The sequence below is a fragment of the Vreelandella halophytica genome, assembly GCF_968193635.1.
Genome location: NZ_OZ309107.1, coordinates 360,471 through 377,786, shown reverse-complemented (window position 1 = coordinate 377,786; position 17,316 = coordinate 360,471). Strand labels below are relative to the sequence as shown.

Genomic DNA, 17,316 nt, shown 5'->3' with positions numbered 1-17,316 from the left:
GATGACACCCATCAGCCATAGGTCGTAGATGCTCGCTCGCCAGCTCTTTCGGCTTGCCTAAGCATTTTCCGCGCCTTCGCAGCAAACGCCTGTCGTGAGGGCTTGAACCCCACACCCTCAGGCCAGGCAAGCCAGGCGTCCGGCACCATGAAACCAGCCAGCGCTTCACGTACCCAGGCGTCGAGCGCGGCTTCGGCCACCGCCTCGGCGTGGTAGTCAATAAACGCCACCGGGCGTTCGCCCCATTCCGGGTGGGGCACGGGCACCACCAGCGCCTGGGCGATGCCGGGGTGGTCGACCAGACGCTGCTCGATGGCTTCGGGTTGGATGTTTTCGCCGCCGGAGATAAAGGCGTTGTCCCGCCGTCCTTCGACGACCAGCTCGCCTTGTTCGGTGAAGTGGCCCTTGTCCTTGGTGGCAAACCAGCCTTCACTATCCACCGCTGAGTCGAGCTGCCCTTCGCGCAAGTAGCCGTCGAAAAGCGTTTCGCCGCGCACCTGAATCTCGCCCTCTTTGATGCGTACCTCGCGCCCGGGTAGCGGTACGCCGACCACGCCGGGGGCGCCGGGCAGGCCGGTGCATACCTGGCTTGCCATCTCCGAGAGCCCGTAGCTCACTTTGGGCGTTAACCCGAGGGCAGTCATTTTGTCGACCAGCGGCGTGGGGATCGCCGCGCCGCCCAGCAGTAGCTCGCGCAGTTTGGTCTTTTGCGGGTCAAAGCCCGCGTGAAGCAGGCGCCAGAGCTGGGTGGGCACCAGCGAGAGGTGGGTGATTGGTTGCTGCTCGAGGCGCGCCAATAAGGGCGAGCCGTCGTCGATAATGACGCGCCCGCCGGCCAGAAAGACCCGAAAGGCGATGGCGTAGCCGCCGATATGAAAAAGCGGCAGCGAGAGCAGCCAGCCGCTCGTTTGATCCACGGGAATAAACGACGCCGAGCCCCGCGCCGAGGCCAGGTGGTTGCCCAGCCGGTGCTGCACCGCCTTGGGCGTGCCGCTGGAGCCGGAGGTAAAGATCGTATTGCTGGGCTGCTCTGGGTCGAGGGTGGGTTCGCCCGGCTCGGCCTCAGCGATGAAGTCCAGCGCCAGCGCCGTCAGCGCCTTGGCGTTTGTAAGCTCCGCGCTGACGCCTTCGGGCTGGGCCACGAAACGCGCGGGCAGGCGCCCCGCCATGGCAAGCTGCTGGGCGGCGGGAAACGCCGGGTTGACCGGGCAGAACACCACGCGGGCGCGCAGGCAGGCCCAGGCCAGCAACAGCGCTTCAAGCGAGCCGCGGGCGGGCACCAACAGCCGCTCGCCGGGCGGGACGTGTCGCGCCAGCTGTTGGGCCAGCGCTGCCACGCGGCGGTCCAGGCCGCGGTAGCTTAGCCGCAGGTCGCCCGCTTCGATTGCAGTATGTTCGGGGGTCTGGGTGGCCCAGTAATGGATGGGGCATAGCTCGGTCACGCAACACTCCTGACGATGGCTGAATGAAGTGGATAACGGGGAACGCGAGGGCGTCTCACTCCGCGCGGCAAAGGCACTGGCAGCGCTCACGCAGGACCGCGCCGCGCTCATCGGTGATGCGCTCCGCAAGCCAATCCGCGGTATCGAGCCCCGGCGGCTGGCCCGGCGCCCACTCCCGGGCAAGGCGCGAAAGGAGGCCTAGCCCTAGGTCGGATTCGAAACTCGACGAGACCACCACGCCAAGCCCCAGCGCCCGGGCGCGTTCGACCAGCGCCTGGCATTTGGAGAGCGAGCCGACCAGGGTGGGCTTGATGACCAGCGCGGCGAGCTGCGGATGGGGCTGCCAGGGGCGCTGCTGCGAGAGCGTTTCGTCCAGCGCAAACGCCACCCCGGTCGCCTCGGCCACCGCCTGGGTGTCGGCAAGCGCGGCGCAGGGTTCTTCCAGATAGTCGACTTGCCCTACCGGCAGCCGGGCGCAAAAACGCAGCGCCTGCTCGCGGGTAAAGCCCCCGTTGGCATCGAGGATCAGCCGGGTGGTGGGCAGGCGCTCGCTTAGCCGCTTGATGAGCGCCAGCTCTTCATCGATGGGGTAACGGGCGACCTTGAGTTTGAGGCGCGCAGGCGGCGCCGTTCGCCACGCCTTGAGGCGGACTTCGATAGCGACCATCAGATAGGCGGGCGTGCCCTGCAGCAGCGGATAAGGGGCGGCCGCCTCGGGTAAGTGTTCGGGCCAGGCGCGCTGGGCGCAGTCGAGGCCAAACTGCACCGAGGCAAGCTGCGGGGCGATGGGTTCGCCGCGCTCGAGGGCGGCAAGGCAGTCAAGCGCCTCGGCTTCGGCCTGGGCCAGCGTCTCTTTGGAGAAGCCCGGCAGCGGGGCGACCTCGCCCCACTGGCCATCGGTCTCTATCAGCAAGCCCTCGCGGTGGGTCAGCCGTTCGCCCTTCAACACCAGCGGCTTAGTCAGCGCCAGCGCGTAGCGGTAGAGCGCCCGCGCCATCAGGGGTTACGCGGGTAGCGGGAGAAGTCCGGGCGGCGTTTTTCGTTGAACGCGTTGCGCCCCTCCTGGCCCTCTTCGGTCATGTAGTAGAGCATGGTGGCGTTACCGGCCAGCTCCTGAAGCCCGGCCTGGCCGTCGCAGTCGGCATTGAGCGAGGCTTTCAGGCAGCGCAGCGCCATGGGGCTGTGCTGGAGCATCTCGCGACACCAACGCACGCTCTCGCGCTCGAGCTCGGCAAGCGGCACCACGTGGTTGACCAAGCCCATGTCGAGCGCCTTGTCAGCGCTGTACTGGCGGCACAAAAACCAGATCTCCCGGGCCTTTTTCTGACCCACGATACGCGCCAGATACGAGGCCCCAAAACCGCCGTCAAACGAGCCCACCTTGGGCCCAGTCTGGCCGAACACCGCGTTATCGGCGGCAATGGTCAAATCGCACATCAGGTGCAGCACGTGGCCGCCGCCAATGGCGTAGCCCGCCACCATGGCCACCACCGGTTTCGGGCAGGTGCGAATGTCGCGCTGAAAATCCAGCACGTTGAGGTGATGGGTGCCCTCTTCGTCCTGGTAGCCGCCGTAGTCGCCGCGAATGCGCTGGTCGCCGCCGGAGCAGAACGCTTTATCACCGGCGCCGGTCAGTAGAATGGCGCCAATGGCGCTGTCGTGGCGGGCGCGATTGAGCGCCTGGGCCATTTCATTGACCGTTTGCGGGCGAAAGGCGTTGCGCACCTCGGGCCGGTTGATGGTGATGCGGGCCACGCCCTCGCTCGAGGTGTGATACAGAATATCCTGGTAGTCTGCGGAGTTGTCCTGCCACTCGATGGGGGCATAGAGTTCTGATTCAGTCAGTCCGTTAATCATGTCAGTCTCTTTTAATCGGTTAAGGCGTTCTGCGTCCCGGTCAGCTCAGCATACCGGCCACCACCAGGCCTAATGCCAGCATACTCAGCAGCGTAGCCGCGCCGTACATCAGTTTCTTGTTGAAGCCGTCGCGGCCCACGCTTATATCGAACAGGCCATGGCGCAGCCGGTGGGCAGCATGAAAGAGCGGCAGGCACACCACTGCGCCGACAAACAAAAAGCCCGGTACGCTGAACAGTAGCGCCGTGGCCCGCCCGTAGCTTAGCGCGTCGGCGGGCAGCAGCCCAAGCGGCAACAAAACGCCAATAAACAGGATAACGGCGGGCAAAAGGACGGCAAAACAGACGCCGCCCGCGCTGAAAAGCCCCCACCAAAGCGGCTCATCGAAGGCTTGTTGGTGGGGGGCCGCCTGTGTACTGCCGGGTTTACTCATGGCTTGCTTGCTCATATTCAGGCCCTCCCCAATAACCAGAAGAACAGCAGCGCGACGACCACCACACCTGCCCACTGCCCCGCCACGATCATGTTGTCAGGCAGGCTACGGCCCGCGATGCGCAGCGGCATGACCCGTGGAAACAGCACAAAGAACGTGGCGGCGTGATAAAGGCTCGCGGCAAGCGCCAGAAGGTTCAGCGCCAGCACCAGCGGCGAGCCCATGAAGCCCACCCAGCCCTGCCAGCTCTCCGCCCCCTGAACGAGCGCCACCATTCCCGCCATCAAACAAAGCAGGAAAAACACCAGCGGCAAAACCGTGGCTTCGCGCAGCATATAAAGCTTGAAAAACCGATGCTTTAGCCACCAGTTGCGTTTCAGTGGCGGCAAGCGTTGCGATGATGTTTTATTCATGCGCCTTCCCCTCGCCGTTCATCTCATCGCCTTTGAACAAGGCGATCAAGGTATGCTTGGCCGCTTCGACCTTGCCCTGGTTCACCGCCGCGGCGGGGTCGACGTGCTTCGGGCACACCTTCGAGCAAAAGCCGACAAAGGTGCAGCTCCACACGCCCTCGTGGCGGTTGAGCTCCGCCATCCGCTGCTTTTTGCCGTGGTCGCGGCTGTCCTGGTTGTAACGGTGGGCCAGCGCGATCGCCGCCGGGCCCCGAAACTCCGGGTTGAGCCCGAACTGCGGGCACGCCGAGTAGCAGAGCCCACAGTTGATGCAGTTGGCGAACTGTTTGTAGCGGGCAAGCTGCGCCGGCGACTGCTTATAGGTTTCCGGCGCTTTAGGGTCGTAAGGTTTTACTGGATTGTCGTCAATCAGGTAGGGCTTCACCGCCGCCAGGTGCTCGAGAAAGATCTCCATGTCCACGACCAGGTCGCGCTGTACCGGAAAGTGGGCGAGCGGCTCGATACGAATCTCGCCGTCATAATCGCGCAAAAAGGTTTTGCAGCCGAGCTTGGGAATGCCGTTCACCATGACCCCACAGGAGCCGCAGATCGCCATGCGACACGACCAGCGGTAGCTCAGCGTGCTATCCAATTGCTCTTTTATATGGTTGAGGGCGTCCAGTAGCGACGTGCTGTCATCAACCGGCAGCTCGAAGGCCTGCCAGTAAGACTCCGCCGCGTTATCGGGTACGTAGCGCTTAACGCTGATGGTCTTGTTCATACCTTGCCCCCTTTACCGGCATCCCCATAAGCCCTTTCTGCCGGGGCGGAAAAGCGTACATCGACCTCCTGCCAGTGCAGCCTGGCAGGCGCCTCGCCTTGATAGAACACCTGGCTGTGCTTGAGGTAGTTAACGTCGTCCCGCGTTTGCATCCCTTCGTCCAGACGCTGGTGGGCACCGCGGGATTCACGCCGCTCCAGGGCACCAAGGCACGAGGCTTCGGCGATATCCAGGCCACACCCAAGCTCGAGGCACTCCAGAAGCTCGGTATTGAATATCTTGCTGGTATCGTTGACGCGAATCTCGCGGTAGCGCGCGCGCAGCTTTCGAATTTGTGCCAACGCCTGGGCCATGCTCTCCTCGGTGCGGTAGATACCACAGCCGCTTTCCATGGCCTGCACCATGGCGTGCTTGAGATCCACCCAGTTCTCGCCGCCGCCGCCGCCATCGCAAAGGCGCGCAAGCGTGGCCTGTTGGCGCTCGGCCTGGGCGTGTAGAAGAGCGCTATCGGCCCATTCGGTGTGTGCCGCACGCCGGCTTGCCTGTTCACCGGCCAGGCGGCCAAACACCAGCAGTTCGGTGAGCGAGTTGGAGCCCAGCCGATTGGCGCCGTGCAAGCCGACCGAGGCACACTCCCCGGCGGCGTAGAGCCCAGTGATCGAGGTTTCGCACTGCGGGTTGGTCTCGATCCCGCCCATGGTGTAGTGAACGGCGGGGCGAATGGGGATGGGTTCCTTCACCGGGTCGACGTTGATATAGGATTTGGCCAGCTCGCAGATGAACGGCAGGCGCTCGAGGATGGTTTTCTCACCCAGGTGGCGAAGGTCGAGATACACCACGTCGCTGTCGCTGAACTTGCCGGTGCGCCCGGCCTGTTGCTCCTGCCAAAACGCCTGGGAGAGCTTGTCCCGCGGGCCCAGCTCCATGTACTTGTTTTCCGGTTGGCCCAGCGGCGTTTCCGGGCCCAGGCCGTAATCCTGCAAGTAACGGTAGCCGTCCTTATTGAGCAGAATCCCGCCTTCGCCGCGGCACGCTTCGGTAATCAGAATGCCGGAACCGGGCAACCCGGTAGGGTGATATTGCACGAACTCCATATCGCGCAGCGCCACGCCGTGGCGGTAGGCCATCGCCATGCCGTCGCCGGTCACGATGCCCGCATTGGTATTGAAGCGAAACAGGCGCCCGGCGCCGCCGGTGGCCAGCACCACCGCCTTGGCGCGCAGCAGGGTCAGCTCGCCGGTCGCGATCTGCAGCGCAATGACGCCGATGACCGCGCCTTCGTGAACGGCCAGGTCGAGCACGAAATACTCATCGAAGCGCTCGATTTCCGGGTATTTGAGCGAGGTCTGAAAGAGCGTATGCAGCATGTGAAAGCCGGTTTTATCCGCGGCAAACCAGGTGCGGGCGGTTTTCATGCCGCCAAAACGGCGCACCTGCACCTGGCCGTCGTCTTTACGGCTCCAGGGGCAGCCCCAGCGCTCCATCTGCACCAGCTCCTGGTAGGCATGGTGAACGAAGTAGTCCACCACGCCCTGCTCGACCAGCCAGTCGCCGCCGGAGACGGTGTCATCGAAGTGTGCCTGGTGGGTGTCGTCGCTGCTGGTAACCGCCGCCGCGCCACCTTCGGCGGCTACGGTATGCGAGCGCATGGGATACACCTTGGAGAGCATTGCAATACGCTGCGAGGTGCCCTGCTCTTTGGCGGCCTCGGCCGCGCCTATCGCGGCGCGCAACCCCGCACCGCCTCCCCCTACGATGACAATATCGAAATCCTGCTGGCGCATGGCACCCCCTTCCGCTGGTCAGGTTAAAAGCCTACCGATACAGCGCTCTACGGCATTCTCTGCTGATTTGAAATTACCATACCCGGGCACGGCAAAGTATTGATTGCGCCTTAATCTAAAGAACTATTGACACATATCAATCAACGGCTTCTAGCACACGTATTACAGTCATATCTCCACCCATCGTGACGTTGCGCCGGCGTCTTTCAGGCCGCGCACAAGGAGGCCACTCACCCCCACTTTTTCCTCCCGTGAATGATTTACGGGTAATTTTCTGACCTGACCCGCTATAAGAGAGGGCAACATGACCAGCCGTGCTCAACCCGTGCCGTTATGGAAGTTGTTAGCACCCGTTTTCGTCGCCATCGTCGTTGCCTTGATACCCGCGCCATCGGGACTGGCACCGCATGCGTGGTACTTTTTTGCCATTTTTCTGGGCTGTGTGGTCGGGCTGATACTCGAGCCCCTGCCCGGTGCAGTCGTTGGCCTACTCGGGGTGACGCTGGCCGCGCTGCTTTCGCAATGGGTACTGTTTTCACCGGAGCAGCTGGCAGCGGATGGCTTCAATGCGGCCAACCAGGCCTTCGCCTGGGCGGTCTCGGGCTTCACCAACTCGACCGTTTGGCTGATTTTTGGCGCCTTCATGTTTGCCCTTGGCTATGAGAAAACCGGTCTGGGGCGACGCATCTCGCTTTGGCTGGTGAAATCCATGGGCAAGCGCACCCTAACGCTGGGTTACGCGGTCATGATTGCGGATGCGATTCTGGCGCCGTTTACCCCCTCCAACACCGCGCGTAGCGGCGGCACCATCTACCCGGTGATTCGCAACCTGCCGCCGCTTTATGATTCCCACCCCAACGACCCCAGCATGAAGCGCATGGGCAGCTTTTTGATGTGGACGGCCATCGTGTCCACCTGTGTCACAAGCTCGCTGTTTCTGACCGCACTGGCCCCCAACCTGCTGGCCATCGCACTGACCGAAAGCGCCACCGGCCTGCATATCCACTGGGGGCAGTGGTTCATGGCGGTCGCGCCGGTGGGCATTTTCCTGCTACTCCTGGTGCCCTTGTTGTGCTACTGGCTGTGCGCCCCAGAGGTAAAAGCGGGTAATGAAATTTCCGACTGGGCCGGCCAGGAACTGGCCAAGCTGGGCCGCTTGACCCGCCATGAAATCCTTTTGGTCGTCATGGTGGCCACCGCCTTGCTGCTGTGGATCTTTGGTGGCGATATCATTTCGGCGTCCCTGGTGGGCCTGGTGGTCATTTGCGCCATGCTGCTGACCGGCATCATCGACTGGAACGATATTCTCGATAACCGCGCGGCCTGGAATACCTTTGTCTGGTTTGCCACCCTGGTGGCCTTGGCCGGCGGGCTGAGCCAGGTCGGGTTCGTCAACTGGTTCGGTGGCGTGGTCGGCGGGCAGATCAGCGGCTTCAACCCCGTGATGGCCATGGTCGCGCTCACCGTGATTTTCTATCTGCTCCACTACCTGTTTGCCAGCGTCACCGCCCACGTGACGGCTTTACTGCCGGTCATGCTGGCGGCGGCCTCGGGCATCGCGGGGCTGGATATGGAGCTGTTCGTTCTGCTGCTGCTCCCCACACTTGGCTTCATGGGCATTCTGACGCCCTACGGCACCGGCCCCAGCCCGGTCTACTACGGCAGCGGCTACCTGCCAAGCGGCCTTTGGTGGCGGCTGGGAGCGGTCTTTGGTCTGCTGTTTCTGGTGGTCTGGCTGGCGGTCGGGCTTCCGTGGCTGCTGCTGATCCACTGAGTAAAGGGCCCTTAAAGGAGCGCGCGATACCAGCTTTCCAGCTGCCGCGCGACCTGGCCGGGCTGCTCGGAATGCAGATTGTGCCCCCCTTCGAGGGGGGCATGCGCTATATGGGGCGCCGCCGCTACCAGGCGGGTCGCCAGGCCGCTGAATTTGGCGTCGTGAAGGCCGGACAGATAGCCGACCGGCAACGAGGTATTCGCCAGCCACTGCCACTGAGAGGGCTGATGCCCCAGCGACGTGGCCCGCAACATGCAAGCAACGGACTTACCAATATTGTGCCCCCGGCGCTTGCACTGCTGGCTGCGCGCTGCGGTGGAGAGATCGGCAAATACGGGCTGCTGGTACCAGTTGGCGAGCACGTTTTGAAGCGGCTCCTGCTCGAAGCGTATTGCCCAGCGTTCATCATGCGCAAGACGCCCCGGCCGCTCGCTTTCGGGTAGCCCGGGGTGGGCACTCTCCAGCCATAACGCTTGAAGCCCCGGCGGTTGTCGGCTGGCGTGATAAAGCGCCAGCCGCCCGCCCAGGGAATACCCCAGCAAGCAGTAGCGGTCGATGCCCCGGGTGTTCAAGGTATCGCCCAACCAGTGATGAAACGCGTCGAAAGAGCTTACCTGCACGTCGTGGTTCTCGCCGTGACCGGGCAGGTCCAGTGCCAGCGTCGGGATACCTTTCCCCGCCAACTGGTCACGGACCTTTATCCAGTCGTGCCGGTCGCCTAACAGGCCATGCAGCATTACCAGGGGCGGGTTGGAAAAATGGCTGGAAGAATGGTTGGAAGAGTCGCTCACGTCAGGCCTCTCGAATCACTGCGCCCAGGGCCGCCAGCTCATCTGCTACCTGCTGATGAGGCAAGCTGATTTCGATCAGCGTAACGCCGGCCTCGAGGGCCTGTTGGTAGGCCGCGGTAAAAGCATCGAGCGAATCCGGCGCGGCGTACGCAAGCCCGAACATCGAAGCCGCATGCTCAAAGCTCAGCCCGTGGGGCTGGCGAAAGTAGCGCTCCAGCTGCTCGCCTTCTTTGGGCACCGGCAGCATATGAAAAATGCTGCCACCATCGTTATTGAGAATGACCACCACCAAGGGGTGCGCCGCCCGTTTCAGCAGCGCCAGGCTGTTGAGGTCGTGCAGGGCGCTAGTGTCCCCCAGCACGAGGGTGGTGGGCCCTGGATGGGTACGACTGAGGCCGTAGGCCGTGGCCGTCAGGCCATCGATGCCGGAAGCGCCGCGATTGGTGAATACCCGCAGGGGCATTTCGCGGTGGGTGCCCAGCATATTCATCAGCCGCGCCACCAGGCTATTGCCGACCACCAGCTGCCCTTTCGCCTGCTGCGCCAGCTGGTGGCACACCCCCAGTTCGGAAAACGCAGCACATCGCGCGTCGATACACTCGCGGGTGCGCCGTTGAAGGCGATCCAGCCGGTGCCAGGCCGGCCGCTCGGCGGGTGTGGGCAACGCTTCAATGAACGCGTCGGGCGGGCTGACCCAGCGGCGCCTGATCAGGTAATCGGGGTCGAGCCGTTGCGGCAGCGGATCGACCAGCCAGGTGTCCTGCCAGGGCTTTTGCGCAATAAAGCCGGTCAACCGCTTGGAAATCAGCCGCCCGCCAAACTGCAGCAGTACCTCGGCCTGGGCGAGCTCTTCGTAAAACTGCGGGTCATGAAGGGCCAGGTCGAAATACACCAGGTTTTGCGGATCGAAGCGAAGCTGGCTTTGCAGGTCCGCCAATAAAGGCCAACCCAACTGTTTGGAGAGCTCGACGATCTTCGCTACCTGGTGGGGGGCATGGGCGCTTCCCTCGATATTGCCCACGACAATCACGCCCTGCTTTCGGGAAAACACCTCCCACTCGCTATCGCACGCGCTAGTGTGTGCAGGGGTTTCCACAGGCGCCTGCCAATCACTCCAGGGGGCGGGGCCTGCCTGCCAGCGGCCTAGCGGGGCAAGATAGTGGGTGGCATCCAGTAACTCGCGGCCCGGGTAGAGCGGTTCGCGATACCGGCAGTTAATATGGATAGGCCCAGGCGTGCGGCGCTGTCGATCGACACAGTGGTCGATGGTACTCAGCAAAAAAGCCGCTGGCATCTCAGCGGCTGGCGGCGGCAAATCCCGGTGCTCGACCGTGTGGCGGGCGAAAATATCCCGCTGATCGATCGCCTGGTTGCTGCCGTTATCCAATAGCTCGATCGGCCGGTCGGCGGAGAGCACCACCAGCGGAACGCCGGTCAATTTGGCTTCCACGACCGCCGGATAGAGATTAGCGACCGCCGTCCCCGAGGTCGTGATGATCACGACCGGCCGATGGCTGCCTCGGGCCATGCCGAGCGCGAGAAAGCCAAGCCCGCGTTCGTCGAAATGGCAGTGGCAGTTTAACCCGGCATGTTCGCTGGCCGCCGCCGTCAACGGGGCCGAGCGCGAGCCCGGCGCCAGCACCACATCGCGCACTCCCAGGCGATAAAGCTCCTCCAGCATCAGCGCGGCCCAGAGGTGATTGAAGGTGGCGTGATGTGTTGCAAAGCCAGGCATCGAAGCAGGCGCGGTCATGTGTGTTACCCCATACCCAAAAGCGCCATGATATCGGCAATTTTACTATCCAGCTCGCGCCATTCAGCCTCGGGTTCAGAGCCTTCCACGATACCGGCACCGGCGTAGAGGCGAATCGTATCGGTGCCTACATGGGCACAGCGGATCGCGACCGCCAGGTCGCTATTGGCATGGCTAATACGCCCGACGACCCCCGCGTACCAACCACGCTGATGGCTTTCATGGCGCTGAATGAACGCCAGCGCCGCGGCGCGTGGCACGCCCCCCACCGCCGGCGTGGGCGGTAGGCGCATCAAAAGCTGCTGATCGGTCACCTCGGGATGAAGCTCGGCATGAATGAGGCGGCGGATATGCTGCACCGAACGCAGCGTAACGATGTGCGCCTCGCCCGTGCCGACCTGGCGCGAAAGCGGTTTTAGCTGGGTCAGTATCTGATGATACACACACTGGTTTTCCAGACTGTTCTTGGTATCCCGAAGCAGTGCGTCCGCCAGCTCACGATCCTGCTTGGCATCGCGCCCGCGGCGCGTCGTGCCCGCCAGGGCTTCGCTCTCCACGTGGCGGCCTTCGCGCCCATAAAGCCGCTCCGGCGGGCAACCAATAAACGCCTCATCGGGGGTGAACTGAATACCAAACTGAAAACAGCCGGTGGCTTTCGCCTGCCACCGCGCCAGCAGCGCCCAGGGGTCCGGCAGTTCACTGCTCGTCAGGCGTGTCTCGCGTGAAAGCACGACCTTGGGGGTTTCATTCAATTGCTCGGGCCGTGTCACGCGTTTGACCCGTTCACCCCACTCTGCCCGCGTGGGTATGTCGTCTCGCATAAGGGTAAGCGGCACGGGGGGCGGAAAGGGTCGTGGGGGCATTAGTGAATCGAGCGCTGCCCGGGCATCGGCCAGCTCCTGCTCCCGCGGGCGCTCATCAAAGCGTAGATTCAGCGACAGGGTCGTAAGCGAGCCCTCGCGCTTTAGCTCTATACGGGGCAACACGAAATGACAGGCGCCGAACCCGGTCCACCCAGGTGCCCCGGGGTCGAAGGCCATTCCGCCAAAATAGCCGGGCTGCGCGCCTGGTTCGGCGGCCAGGGCCCACTGGTCGCCATGCAGCGCCGCCAGGGTATTAAACGCCCGGGCGGCGCCCACTATGGCGTATTCCGGCGCTTCGGCTTCCCGCGCTTTCCAGTAAAGCCTGGGTAACGCGCTCTGCCCGTTCAGCCAATCCATCAAAGGGCCACACGGGCAAGGCGTGCTCAGGCGTATAAATCCCCGCCGGTCGTCAGGGCAAAGCGCCTCCAACTGGCGCTTTAGCTCGACGACCGGCGTTGGTGATGACTTCATTGAGCACCTACTTCCTTTACCTGCTGCGCAATGCGACGGCCCGGCTTAGAGGTGGTTCGCCTCAAGAGCGGCGGGCACCCAGCCACCGGTGTTTGATATAGGGCAGCACCCAGCGGTCTCCGCCAAAGCGGCCTGCATTGGCGCCGGCAACCAGCAAGAAGAAGGTGAGCGCGATCATCCACGGGTTGGTCGAGACGGTACCCGCCATCAAGAAGGACATATTCATGACGATGGCGAAAAAAGCGGCAAACGACGTCAAAACGCCCGCGATCAGCCCAAGCCCGACCAGCATTTCGCCCATGGGAATGACCACATTGAACACGTCGGCGTAAGGCAGTGCGAAGTGTTCCAGAAAGGCCACGTAGTTGGGGTACACCATGCTACCCTCGCGCATGACCGGGTTGGCGACCGCATTACTCAAAAAGCCCTGAGCATCGAAGCCCCCGGTGATCTTGCCAATGCCCAGCATGAGCCAGGTCACGCCCAGGTAAAGGCGCAACACCAACCAAACGAAGGCCGCATATTTGTTTTTCCTAAATAAGTCACCGATCATCTCGTAGACTCCTTTTTAAAAGGGAACACCCTTATTGTGGTTGAAAGTGGGCTGGCGCTTTATGACACATGTCTATGTTTCATCACTTAATCGGCCATTCACCTACGTTTTTGCCTGGGTTGCTTGCAGGATGAGCCAACTCGCCGTTTCTTAATCCATGTTATCAAAAGAGATAGTAATCGATGGTCCACTTCAAACGATACCCCGACTTCAAAACCTGGCTTTTGGCGGCCCGGCCACGCACCTTACCGCTGGCCTGCGCTTCCATCTTGCTGGGTAGCGGGCTGGCCGCCCAGCAGGGAAGTTTCGAGACGGGTATTTTCGTGCTGACCCTGTTGACGGCGATGTCGCTGCAGATACTTTCCAATTTGGCAAACGACTACGGCGACGCGGCCTCTGGCGCCGACGACGACGCGCGTATCGGCCCGGTTCGAGCGGTGTCGTCGGGCCTTATGACGGCGGCGGCAATGCGCCGGGGCATGGTGGTCACCGCCGGGGCGGCCGCGGTGTTGGGAAGCTGGCTATTACTGGCCGCGTTCGGCGGGCAGTGGGGGCATATTCTGGCGTTTTTGCTATTGGGGGCGGCGTCCCTGCTGGCGGCAATTACCTATACCGTGGGGCTCGGCGGCAAGCCTTACGGCTACCGGGGGCTGGGCGATATCGCCGTGTTCTTGTTCTTCGGGCTACTGGGGGTGCTGGGCACGTATTATCTTCATACGCAGCACATAAGCGGGCTTTCGATACTCCCCGCCGCGGCCTGTGGGCTGTTATGCACCGCCGTACTGAACGTGAACAACGTGCGCGATATCGAAAGCGACGCGCGTAATGGCAAATTGACCCTGGCGGTCAAGCTCGGCCGCGAAAGCGCCCTTCGCTATCACTGGGCACTGCTGGGCACGGCGCTACTGCTGACCCTGGCCTACCTGCTACTCCTACCGGTGCCCTGGCTGGGCTGGAGCTGCCTGCTGGTGGCAAAGCCCCTCTCTGATGCCGCCAGAACGCTTGGCAACACCCGCGACGGTGAAACCCTGACCGGAATGCTGAAGAAGACGGCGCTTTCGACGCTGGTTTATAGCGTACTGCTGGCGAGTGGGTTGGCGTTTTTTTAGGGGATGTCGGCAAGTGTTGAGAGCCCGTTATAAACGACGGGCACTTAACTGCGGCTAACCATCTTGATGTGAGGCACACGATACCGCTACCCACACATATCGCCTTAATCACTAAAGCCAATGCTTAGTAAAAATGCCATGCGTGCCGAATCTACTGAACAATTTTTAGATCGCAGCTACTACTCATCAATGTTCTTGGACATATTGAAACCAGTAATCGCAAAGCCGACTTCCTGGTATAGCTTGAGCGCACGCTCATTTTGGCAAGCTACCCTTAGCTTTATTTGATTAATACCCACTTCTTTTAGCTGCTGTTCAAAAGCGGCAATAGCCAAGGTGCCATAACCCAAACCCCGAAACTCATCCAATACGAAGAAATCACAAATATATGTCGACTTATCTTCAGCATTGATCGAATGCCACAAATAACCTACATGCTTTAGCTGCCCATCAATGTCAGCATCAATGCACAACAGTGAATGCTCACTCCCCTGTAAACCATTGGGAAAGCAACGTTGGAGATCCTTCTTAGCCAGCTCAACTCCCCACTCTATGGAGTGCCCATAGTTTTGGGCTATTTCCCGGCTGTAGTCGTCAATAAAATACTGACAATAAGTGGGATATTCCTCTTTTCGCATTTCCCGAAGCACCACCATTTATATTCCTTTTTATACGATGAAACTCATTTGCAATATAACGCCGCGTCAAGGGGTGAGCAACGCCGACCACCACACCTAAACCATCGTCCCTTACCCTTAAAAACGAAATTCAACTTAAACTAAAATAGTCGAGCGTTGCGAACGCGCTTTAACTAGCTGTCTCGAAGTGGATAAAACATTAGAAGATCGACATCTTTAGCTTGTGACAAGCTGTAACCTTCACCCACGACATTGGAAACGGCAGATTCCCAGAAACTCAGGGCGCCGGAGTTCTCCAGAAGAATACGAACTTGCCACTTACCAGGAAACGCCTTAACCACCTGCGAAAAAATATTTTTACCTATTCCTTGACCTTTAAACTTACGAAGTACGAAAAACTGGGCGACATCGTATATTGATAAAGCGCCTGGATAACGACGAATCAACACAAAACCAGCCAGTTCGGAACCCACGTAAATAAAGTAAGGGATACAATCTTCCTGCTCCCAGTACACGTCAAACATTGAAACGTCGTAACTAAATTTACCCTCATGGTCAGGATTCCATTTCATATACTCGGTCATATCGTATATGTAATAGGAAAACAGGTTCTCAAGTACCTTGCGCTCTTGCTCTTTAATTTTGATCAGCTGAACTTCCATTTCTCTCCTGCCAGTTAACGTCCGGTTAAGGGGCTGACAACGCAAAAACAATAAACCTAAAATAACAACCGTAAGCACACATGCCAATTTAAAAAAATTGTCACGCGTTGGCAGTCTCTCTTGAACCGTTTTTTTATTTTATTTATAGACGACCTTGACGCGTTCTAAAACCAACAGCATATCCTCTGTTGGCTCAATACTCAGTTCGCTGCACTCTAAGCTGAAAAATTCCCAATGGGCTTCTCGCCACCACTTTAATGACTTGTCGCCCTCACCTTCTTCTGCTGCAAACGCCGCTGTCACATCGCTGTATTTACACTTACTGACGGAGGTGAGTTCGATGATACAGACTGGGTTACCCTCCCAATCCGTCACTACTTGAAGATGACCAACTTCTGGCATGGGTTCACCCTCGTGACTATACCAACACTCCAGGCTACACGAGGCACGTTTTTCTCCACGCAGTATTAAGTCGGCACATACATTGGCGTTGTACTCATCTGCGCAGAAATAATCAGCACTGAAAGACGTATATTTTTCCGCGGTTTCGCTAGGCAATGAGTTTAGATATTTGTTTAAATAAGCCTGACTTCTTTCTTCCATAATCTCGAATCCCAATTAAAAATATAACGCTAATCTAAGTGGCTAAAAATGCCACACTAGCCCTAAAATTACCACCGTAAACATATAAATCCAATTTAAAATAAAACCGCCACGCGTTTGCAATCCGCCTTAAGCACCATGTTATGTGCGCAGCCAACTCTTACACCATTTTTACCCATTTGGAACGCCATTCTTGCGCTTCCTTTGGGTCAGGCCAGAATTCTTTTTGTTTACGGATAAGCCCATTTTCTACAGTATGGAACGTAATAGCACGCGCCTTTTTAATGCTATCAGTTATAAAAACATCAGTGACTACGGTTTCGCCATCACAGACGATTGAATGAACGATGAATTCCCAAGTACTATTTGCTGGATAGTAGGAGTTGATTGCTGTGAAATTTTCTCGTCCAACAATAAGCTCACCAGATTGAGGCCAAAAACCTTCAAAACCCGGACTAAGCCACTCACTAGCTTTCGCGAAATCATTAGTTTTCATTGCATCCCAAAATGACAAGACAACTTCCTTTGAATCCATGATTTCCCTCCAAGCACATAACGCCGCGTTAAGGTATGAGCGACGCTTGGCTATACTTGAGCGAAGCGAAACTGCCAAGCGTTGCGAATCACTCTTAAATGCTTTGTTATGCGTAATTTTTGACGTACTTTGTCATTGCTGTTTCCGAGACTGACAAACCGTCGATTCTATATTGATCTTTGAACTCTCCAACAACATCGAACCCTGCTTTTAGGTAGAGGTTCTTTGCTGAGAAATTCTCTGATAGTACACAAAGATCAAGCCAGTCAATTTCGGCTTTTTCTTGGCAGAAATTTATAACCGCATCAATGAGTCGTTGACCAATACCTTGTTTCCGGCAGGAAACATCTACGCCCATACCAAGTAGAACTCGATGAGAACGGCTATCATCACCGTGGTGGCGAAGATCAATGTGACCTTTGATACTTCCAGAGGTGTCTTTTACAACCCAGAGCTTTCTCCAACCTAAATCGCCAAAGTGATGGGAAAAGCCTTGGATAAACTTATCTTTTGTTGCTTCTGGAATTTCACTTTGCTCTCTGGATATTGGCTGGAAAAGAGGAACTTCTCCATTACCATTTTCAGACAGCTGATTTTCAAGATACGCAAAGAATGAATCTAAATCCGATTTTTCCGCTTCTACTACTTCCATCTAATACTCCGTAGTCCATCGATTACGCATAACAGTGATTATACGCCCAACCACATAACATCAATAAACGCGCCGGCGCGCTTATTGATGTTATGCAGCCCAAGCGCAGCCCGTAACTTACTGATCAATTTAACGCCGACCCTTTTTCAGGCAACCTATTCATTATTCGCATGCCCGCTCGTTTTGCTCGCTTCAATCATACCCTATCCACAAATTTATCTTC

18 protein-coding genes are annotated in these 17,316 nt (G+C 59.0%); 2 read left to right on the top strand and 16 right to left on the bottom strand.

Going from position 1 to position 17,316, the window contains the following annotated elements; translation table 11 throughout:
- Positions 1-11 precede the first annotated feature (11 nt).
- Genes menE through frdA form a run of 7 tightly spaced genes read right to left on the bottom strand, consistent with a single transcriptional unit; the run spans position 12 to position 6,689 of the window.
- Positions 12-1,442: an o-succinylbenzoate--CoA ligase gene (menE, locus tag ACWHXT_RS01855; protein ID WP_447957010.1), complete on the bottom strand. Its 1,431-nt coding sequence runs from the start codon at positions 1,440-1,442 to the stop codon at positions 12-14.
- A gap of 55 nt (positions 1,443-1,497) precedes the next feature.
- Positions 1,498-2,439 (bottom strand): o-succinylbenzoate synthase, encoded by a 942-nt coding sequence (menC, locus tag ACWHXT_RS01850; protein WP_447957009.1) that lies wholly within the window; start codon positions 2,437-2,439, stop codon positions 1,498-1,500.
- Positions 2,439-3,299 (bottom strand): 1,4-dihydroxy-2-naphthoyl-CoA synthase, encoded by an 861-nt coding sequence (gene menB, locus ACWHXT_RS01845; RefSeq protein WP_447927833.1) that lies wholly within the window; start codon positions 3,297-3,299, stop codon positions 2,439-2,441. Before menB ends, menC begins: the two co-directional genes overlap by 1 nt.
- 40 nt (positions 3,300-3,339) lie before the next feature.
- A complete protein-coding gene (gene frdD, locus ACWHXT_RS01840; RefSeq protein WP_447927832.1) occupies positions 3,340-3,747 on the bottom strand; it encodes a fumarate reductase subunit FrdD in 408 nt (135 codons plus the stop codon).
- A 2-nt stretch (positions 3,748-3,749) separates the two neighbouring features.
- Positions 3,750-4,145: a fumarate reductase subunit C gene (locus ACWHXT_RS01835; protein WP_447927831.1), complete on the bottom strand. Its 396-nt coding sequence runs from the start codon at positions 4,143-4,145 to the stop codon at positions 3,750-3,752.
- Positions 4,138-4,905 (bottom strand): succinate dehydrogenase/fumarate reductase iron-sulfur subunit, encoded by a 768-nt coding sequence (locus tag ACWHXT_RS01830; RefSeq protein WP_447527589.1) that lies wholly within the window; start codon positions 4,903-4,905, stop codon positions 4,138-4,140. The genes ACWHXT_RS01835 and ACWHXT_RS01830 overlap by 8 nt, the downstream gene beginning before the upstream one ends.
- Positions 4,902-6,689, bottom strand: coding sequence for a fumarate reductase (quinol) flavoprotein subunit (frdA, locus tag ACWHXT_RS01825; protein WP_447957008.1), 1,788 nt, complete (start codon positions 6,687-6,689; stop codon positions 4,902-4,904). Before frdA ends, ACWHXT_RS01830 begins: the two co-directional genes overlap by 4 nt.
- A 304-nt stretch (positions 6,690-6,993) precedes the next feature.
- On the opposite strand from frdA, the gene ACWHXT_RS01820 reads away from it, so the two are divergent.
- Positions 6,994-8,463: an anion permease gene (locus ACWHXT_RS01820; RefSeq protein ID WP_447957007.1), complete on the top strand. Its 1,470-nt coding sequence runs from the start codon at positions 6,994-6,996 to the stop codon at positions 8,461-8,463.
- A gap of 11 nt (positions 8,464-8,474) precedes the next feature.
- Here ACWHXT_RS01820 and menH read toward each other — a convergent pair whose 3' ends face one another.
- From menH to ACWHXT_RS01800, 4 genes are all read right to left on the bottom strand, one after another.
- Positions 8,475-9,254, bottom strand: coding sequence for a 2-succinyl-6-hydroxy-2,4-cyclohexadiene-1-carboxylate synthase (gene menH / locus ACWHXT_RS01815; protein WP_447957006.1), 780 nt, complete (start codon positions 9,252-9,254; stop codon positions 8,475-8,477).
- Position 9,255: 1 nt separating this feature from the next.
- The gene (gene menD, locus ACWHXT_RS01810; protein WP_447957005.1) at positions 9,256-11,007 is read right to left on the bottom strand and encodes a 2-succinyl-5-enolpyruvyl-6-hydroxy-3-cyclohexene-1-carboxylic-acid synthase; all 1,752 of its coding nucleotides are present in this window, start codon (positions 11,005-11,007) and stop codon (positions 9,256-9,258) included.
- Positions 11,008-11,012: 5 nt separating this feature from the next.
- Complete coding sequence (locus ACWHXT_RS01805; protein WP_447957004.1) at positions 11,013-12,341, bottom strand: isochorismate synthase; 1,329 nt, start codon at positions 12,339-12,341, stop codon at positions 11,013-11,015.
- Positions 12,342-12,402: 61 nt separating this feature from the next.
- The gene (locus ACWHXT_RS01800; RefSeq protein WP_447927824.1) at positions 12,403-12,894 is read right to left on the bottom strand and encodes a DoxX family protein; all 492 of its coding nucleotides are present in this window, start codon (positions 12,892-12,894) and stop codon (positions 12,403-12,405) included.
- A 182-nt stretch (positions 12,895-13,076) separates the two neighbouring features.
- Between ACWHXT_RS01800 and menA the strand changes: the two genes are divergently transcribed.
- Positions 13,077-14,003 (top strand): 1,4-dihydroxy-2-naphthoate octaprenyltransferase, encoded by a 927-nt coding sequence (gene menA, locus ACWHXT_RS01795; RefSeq protein WP_447957003.1) that lies wholly within the window; start codon positions 13,077-13,079, stop codon positions 14,001-14,003.
- 179 nt (positions 14,004-14,182) lie between these two features.
- Here the strand turns inward: menA and ACWHXT_RS01790 are convergent, their stop codons facing one another.
- From ACWHXT_RS01790 to ACWHXT_RS01770, 5 genes are all read right to left on the bottom strand, one after another.
- The gene (locus tag ACWHXT_RS01790) at positions 14,183-14,659 is read right to left on the bottom strand and encodes a GNAT family N-acetyltransferase (RefSeq protein ID WP_447957002.1); all 477 of its coding nucleotides are present in this window, start codon (positions 14,657-14,659) and stop codon (positions 14,183-14,185) included.
- Positions 14,660-14,814: 155 nt separating this feature from the next.
- A complete protein-coding gene (locus ACWHXT_RS01785; RefSeq protein ID WP_447957001.1) occupies positions 14,815-15,303 on the bottom strand; it encodes a GNAT family N-acetyltransferase in 489 nt (162 codons plus the stop codon).
- Positions 15,304-15,441: 138 nt separating this feature from the next.
- A complete protein-coding gene (locus tag ACWHXT_RS01780; protein ID WP_447957000.1) occupies positions 15,442-15,906 on the bottom strand; it encodes an ASCH domain-containing protein in 465 nt (154 codons plus the stop codon).
- A gap of 160 nt (positions 15,907-16,066) precedes the next feature.
- Complete coding sequence (locus ACWHXT_RS01775) at positions 16,067-16,441, bottom strand: nuclear transport factor 2 family protein (RefSeq protein ID WP_447956999.1); 375 nt, start codon at positions 16,439-16,441, stop codon at positions 16,067-16,069.
- A gap of 106 nt (positions 16,442-16,547) precedes the next feature.
- The gene (locus ACWHXT_RS01770; RefSeq protein ID WP_447956998.1) at positions 16,548-17,093 is read right to left on the bottom strand and encodes a GNAT family N-acetyltransferase; all 546 of its coding nucleotides are present in this window, start codon (positions 17,091-17,093) and stop codon (positions 16,548-16,550) included.
- Between the last annotated feature and the right edge of the window lie 223 nt (positions 17,094-17,316).

Bases quoted from the DNA above. Each gene is read 5' to 3' on its own strand.
- menC (WP_447957009.1), bottom strand. From the start codon at position 2,439: ATGGCGCGGGCGCTCTACCGCTACGCGCTGGCGCTGACTAAGCCGCTG.
- menB (WP_447927833.1), bottom strand. From the start codon at position 3,299: ATGATTAACGGACTGACTGAATCAGAACTCTATGCCCCCATCGAGTGG.
- frdD (WP_447927832.1), bottom strand. From the start codon at position 3,747: ATGAGCAAGCAAGCCATGAGTAAACCCGGCAGTACACAGGCGGCCCCC.
- ACWHXT_RS01835 (WP_447927831.1), bottom strand. From the start codon at position 4,145: ATGAATAAAACATCATCGCAACGCTTGCCGCCACTGAAACGCAACTGG.
- ACWHXT_RS01830 (WP_447527589.1), bottom strand. From the start codon at position 4,905: ATGAACAAGACCATCAGCGTTAAGCGCTACGTACCCGATAACGCGGCG.
- frdA (WP_447957008.1), bottom strand. From the start codon at position 6,689: ATGCGCCAGCAGGATTTCGATATTGTCATCGTAGGGGGAGGCGGTGCG.
- ACWHXT_RS01820 (WP_447957007.1), top strand. From the start codon at position 6,994: ATGACCAGCCGTGCTCAACCCGTGCCGTTATGGAAGTTGTTAGCACCC.
- menD (WP_447957005.1), bottom strand. From the start codon at position 11,007: ATGACCGCGCCTGCTTCGATGCCTGGCTTTGCAACACATCACGCCACC.
- ACWHXT_RS01805 (WP_447957004.1), bottom strand. From the start codon at position 12,341: ATGAAGTCATCACCAACGCCGGTCGTCGAGCTAAAGCGCCAGTTGGAG.
- ACWHXT_RS01800 (WP_447927824.1), bottom strand. From the start codon at position 12,894: ATGATCGGTGACTTATTTAGGAAAAACAAATATGCGGCCTTCGTTTGG.
- menA (WP_447957003.1), top strand. From the start codon at position 13,077: ATGGTCCACTTCAAACGATACCCCGACTTCAAAACCTGGCTTTTGGCG.
- ACWHXT_RS01790 (WP_447957002.1), bottom strand. From the start codon at position 14,659: ATGGTGGTGCTTCGGGAAATGCGAAAAGAGGAATATCCCACTTATTGT.
- ACWHXT_RS01785 (WP_447957001.1), bottom strand. From the start codon at position 15,303: ATGGAAGTTCAGCTGATCAAAATTAAAGAGCAAGAGCGCAAGGTACTT.
- ACWHXT_RS01780 (WP_447957000.1), bottom strand. From the start codon at position 15,906: ATGGAAGAAAGAAGTCAGGCTTATTTAAACAAATATCTAAACTCATTG.
- ACWHXT_RS01775 (WP_447956999.1), bottom strand. From the start codon at position 16,441: ATGGATTCAAAGGAAGTTGTCTTGTCATTTTGGGATGCAATGAAAACT.
- ACWHXT_RS01770 (WP_447956998.1), bottom strand. From the start codon at position 17,093: ATGGAAGTAGTAGAAGCGGAAAAATCGGATTTAGATTCATTCTTTGCG.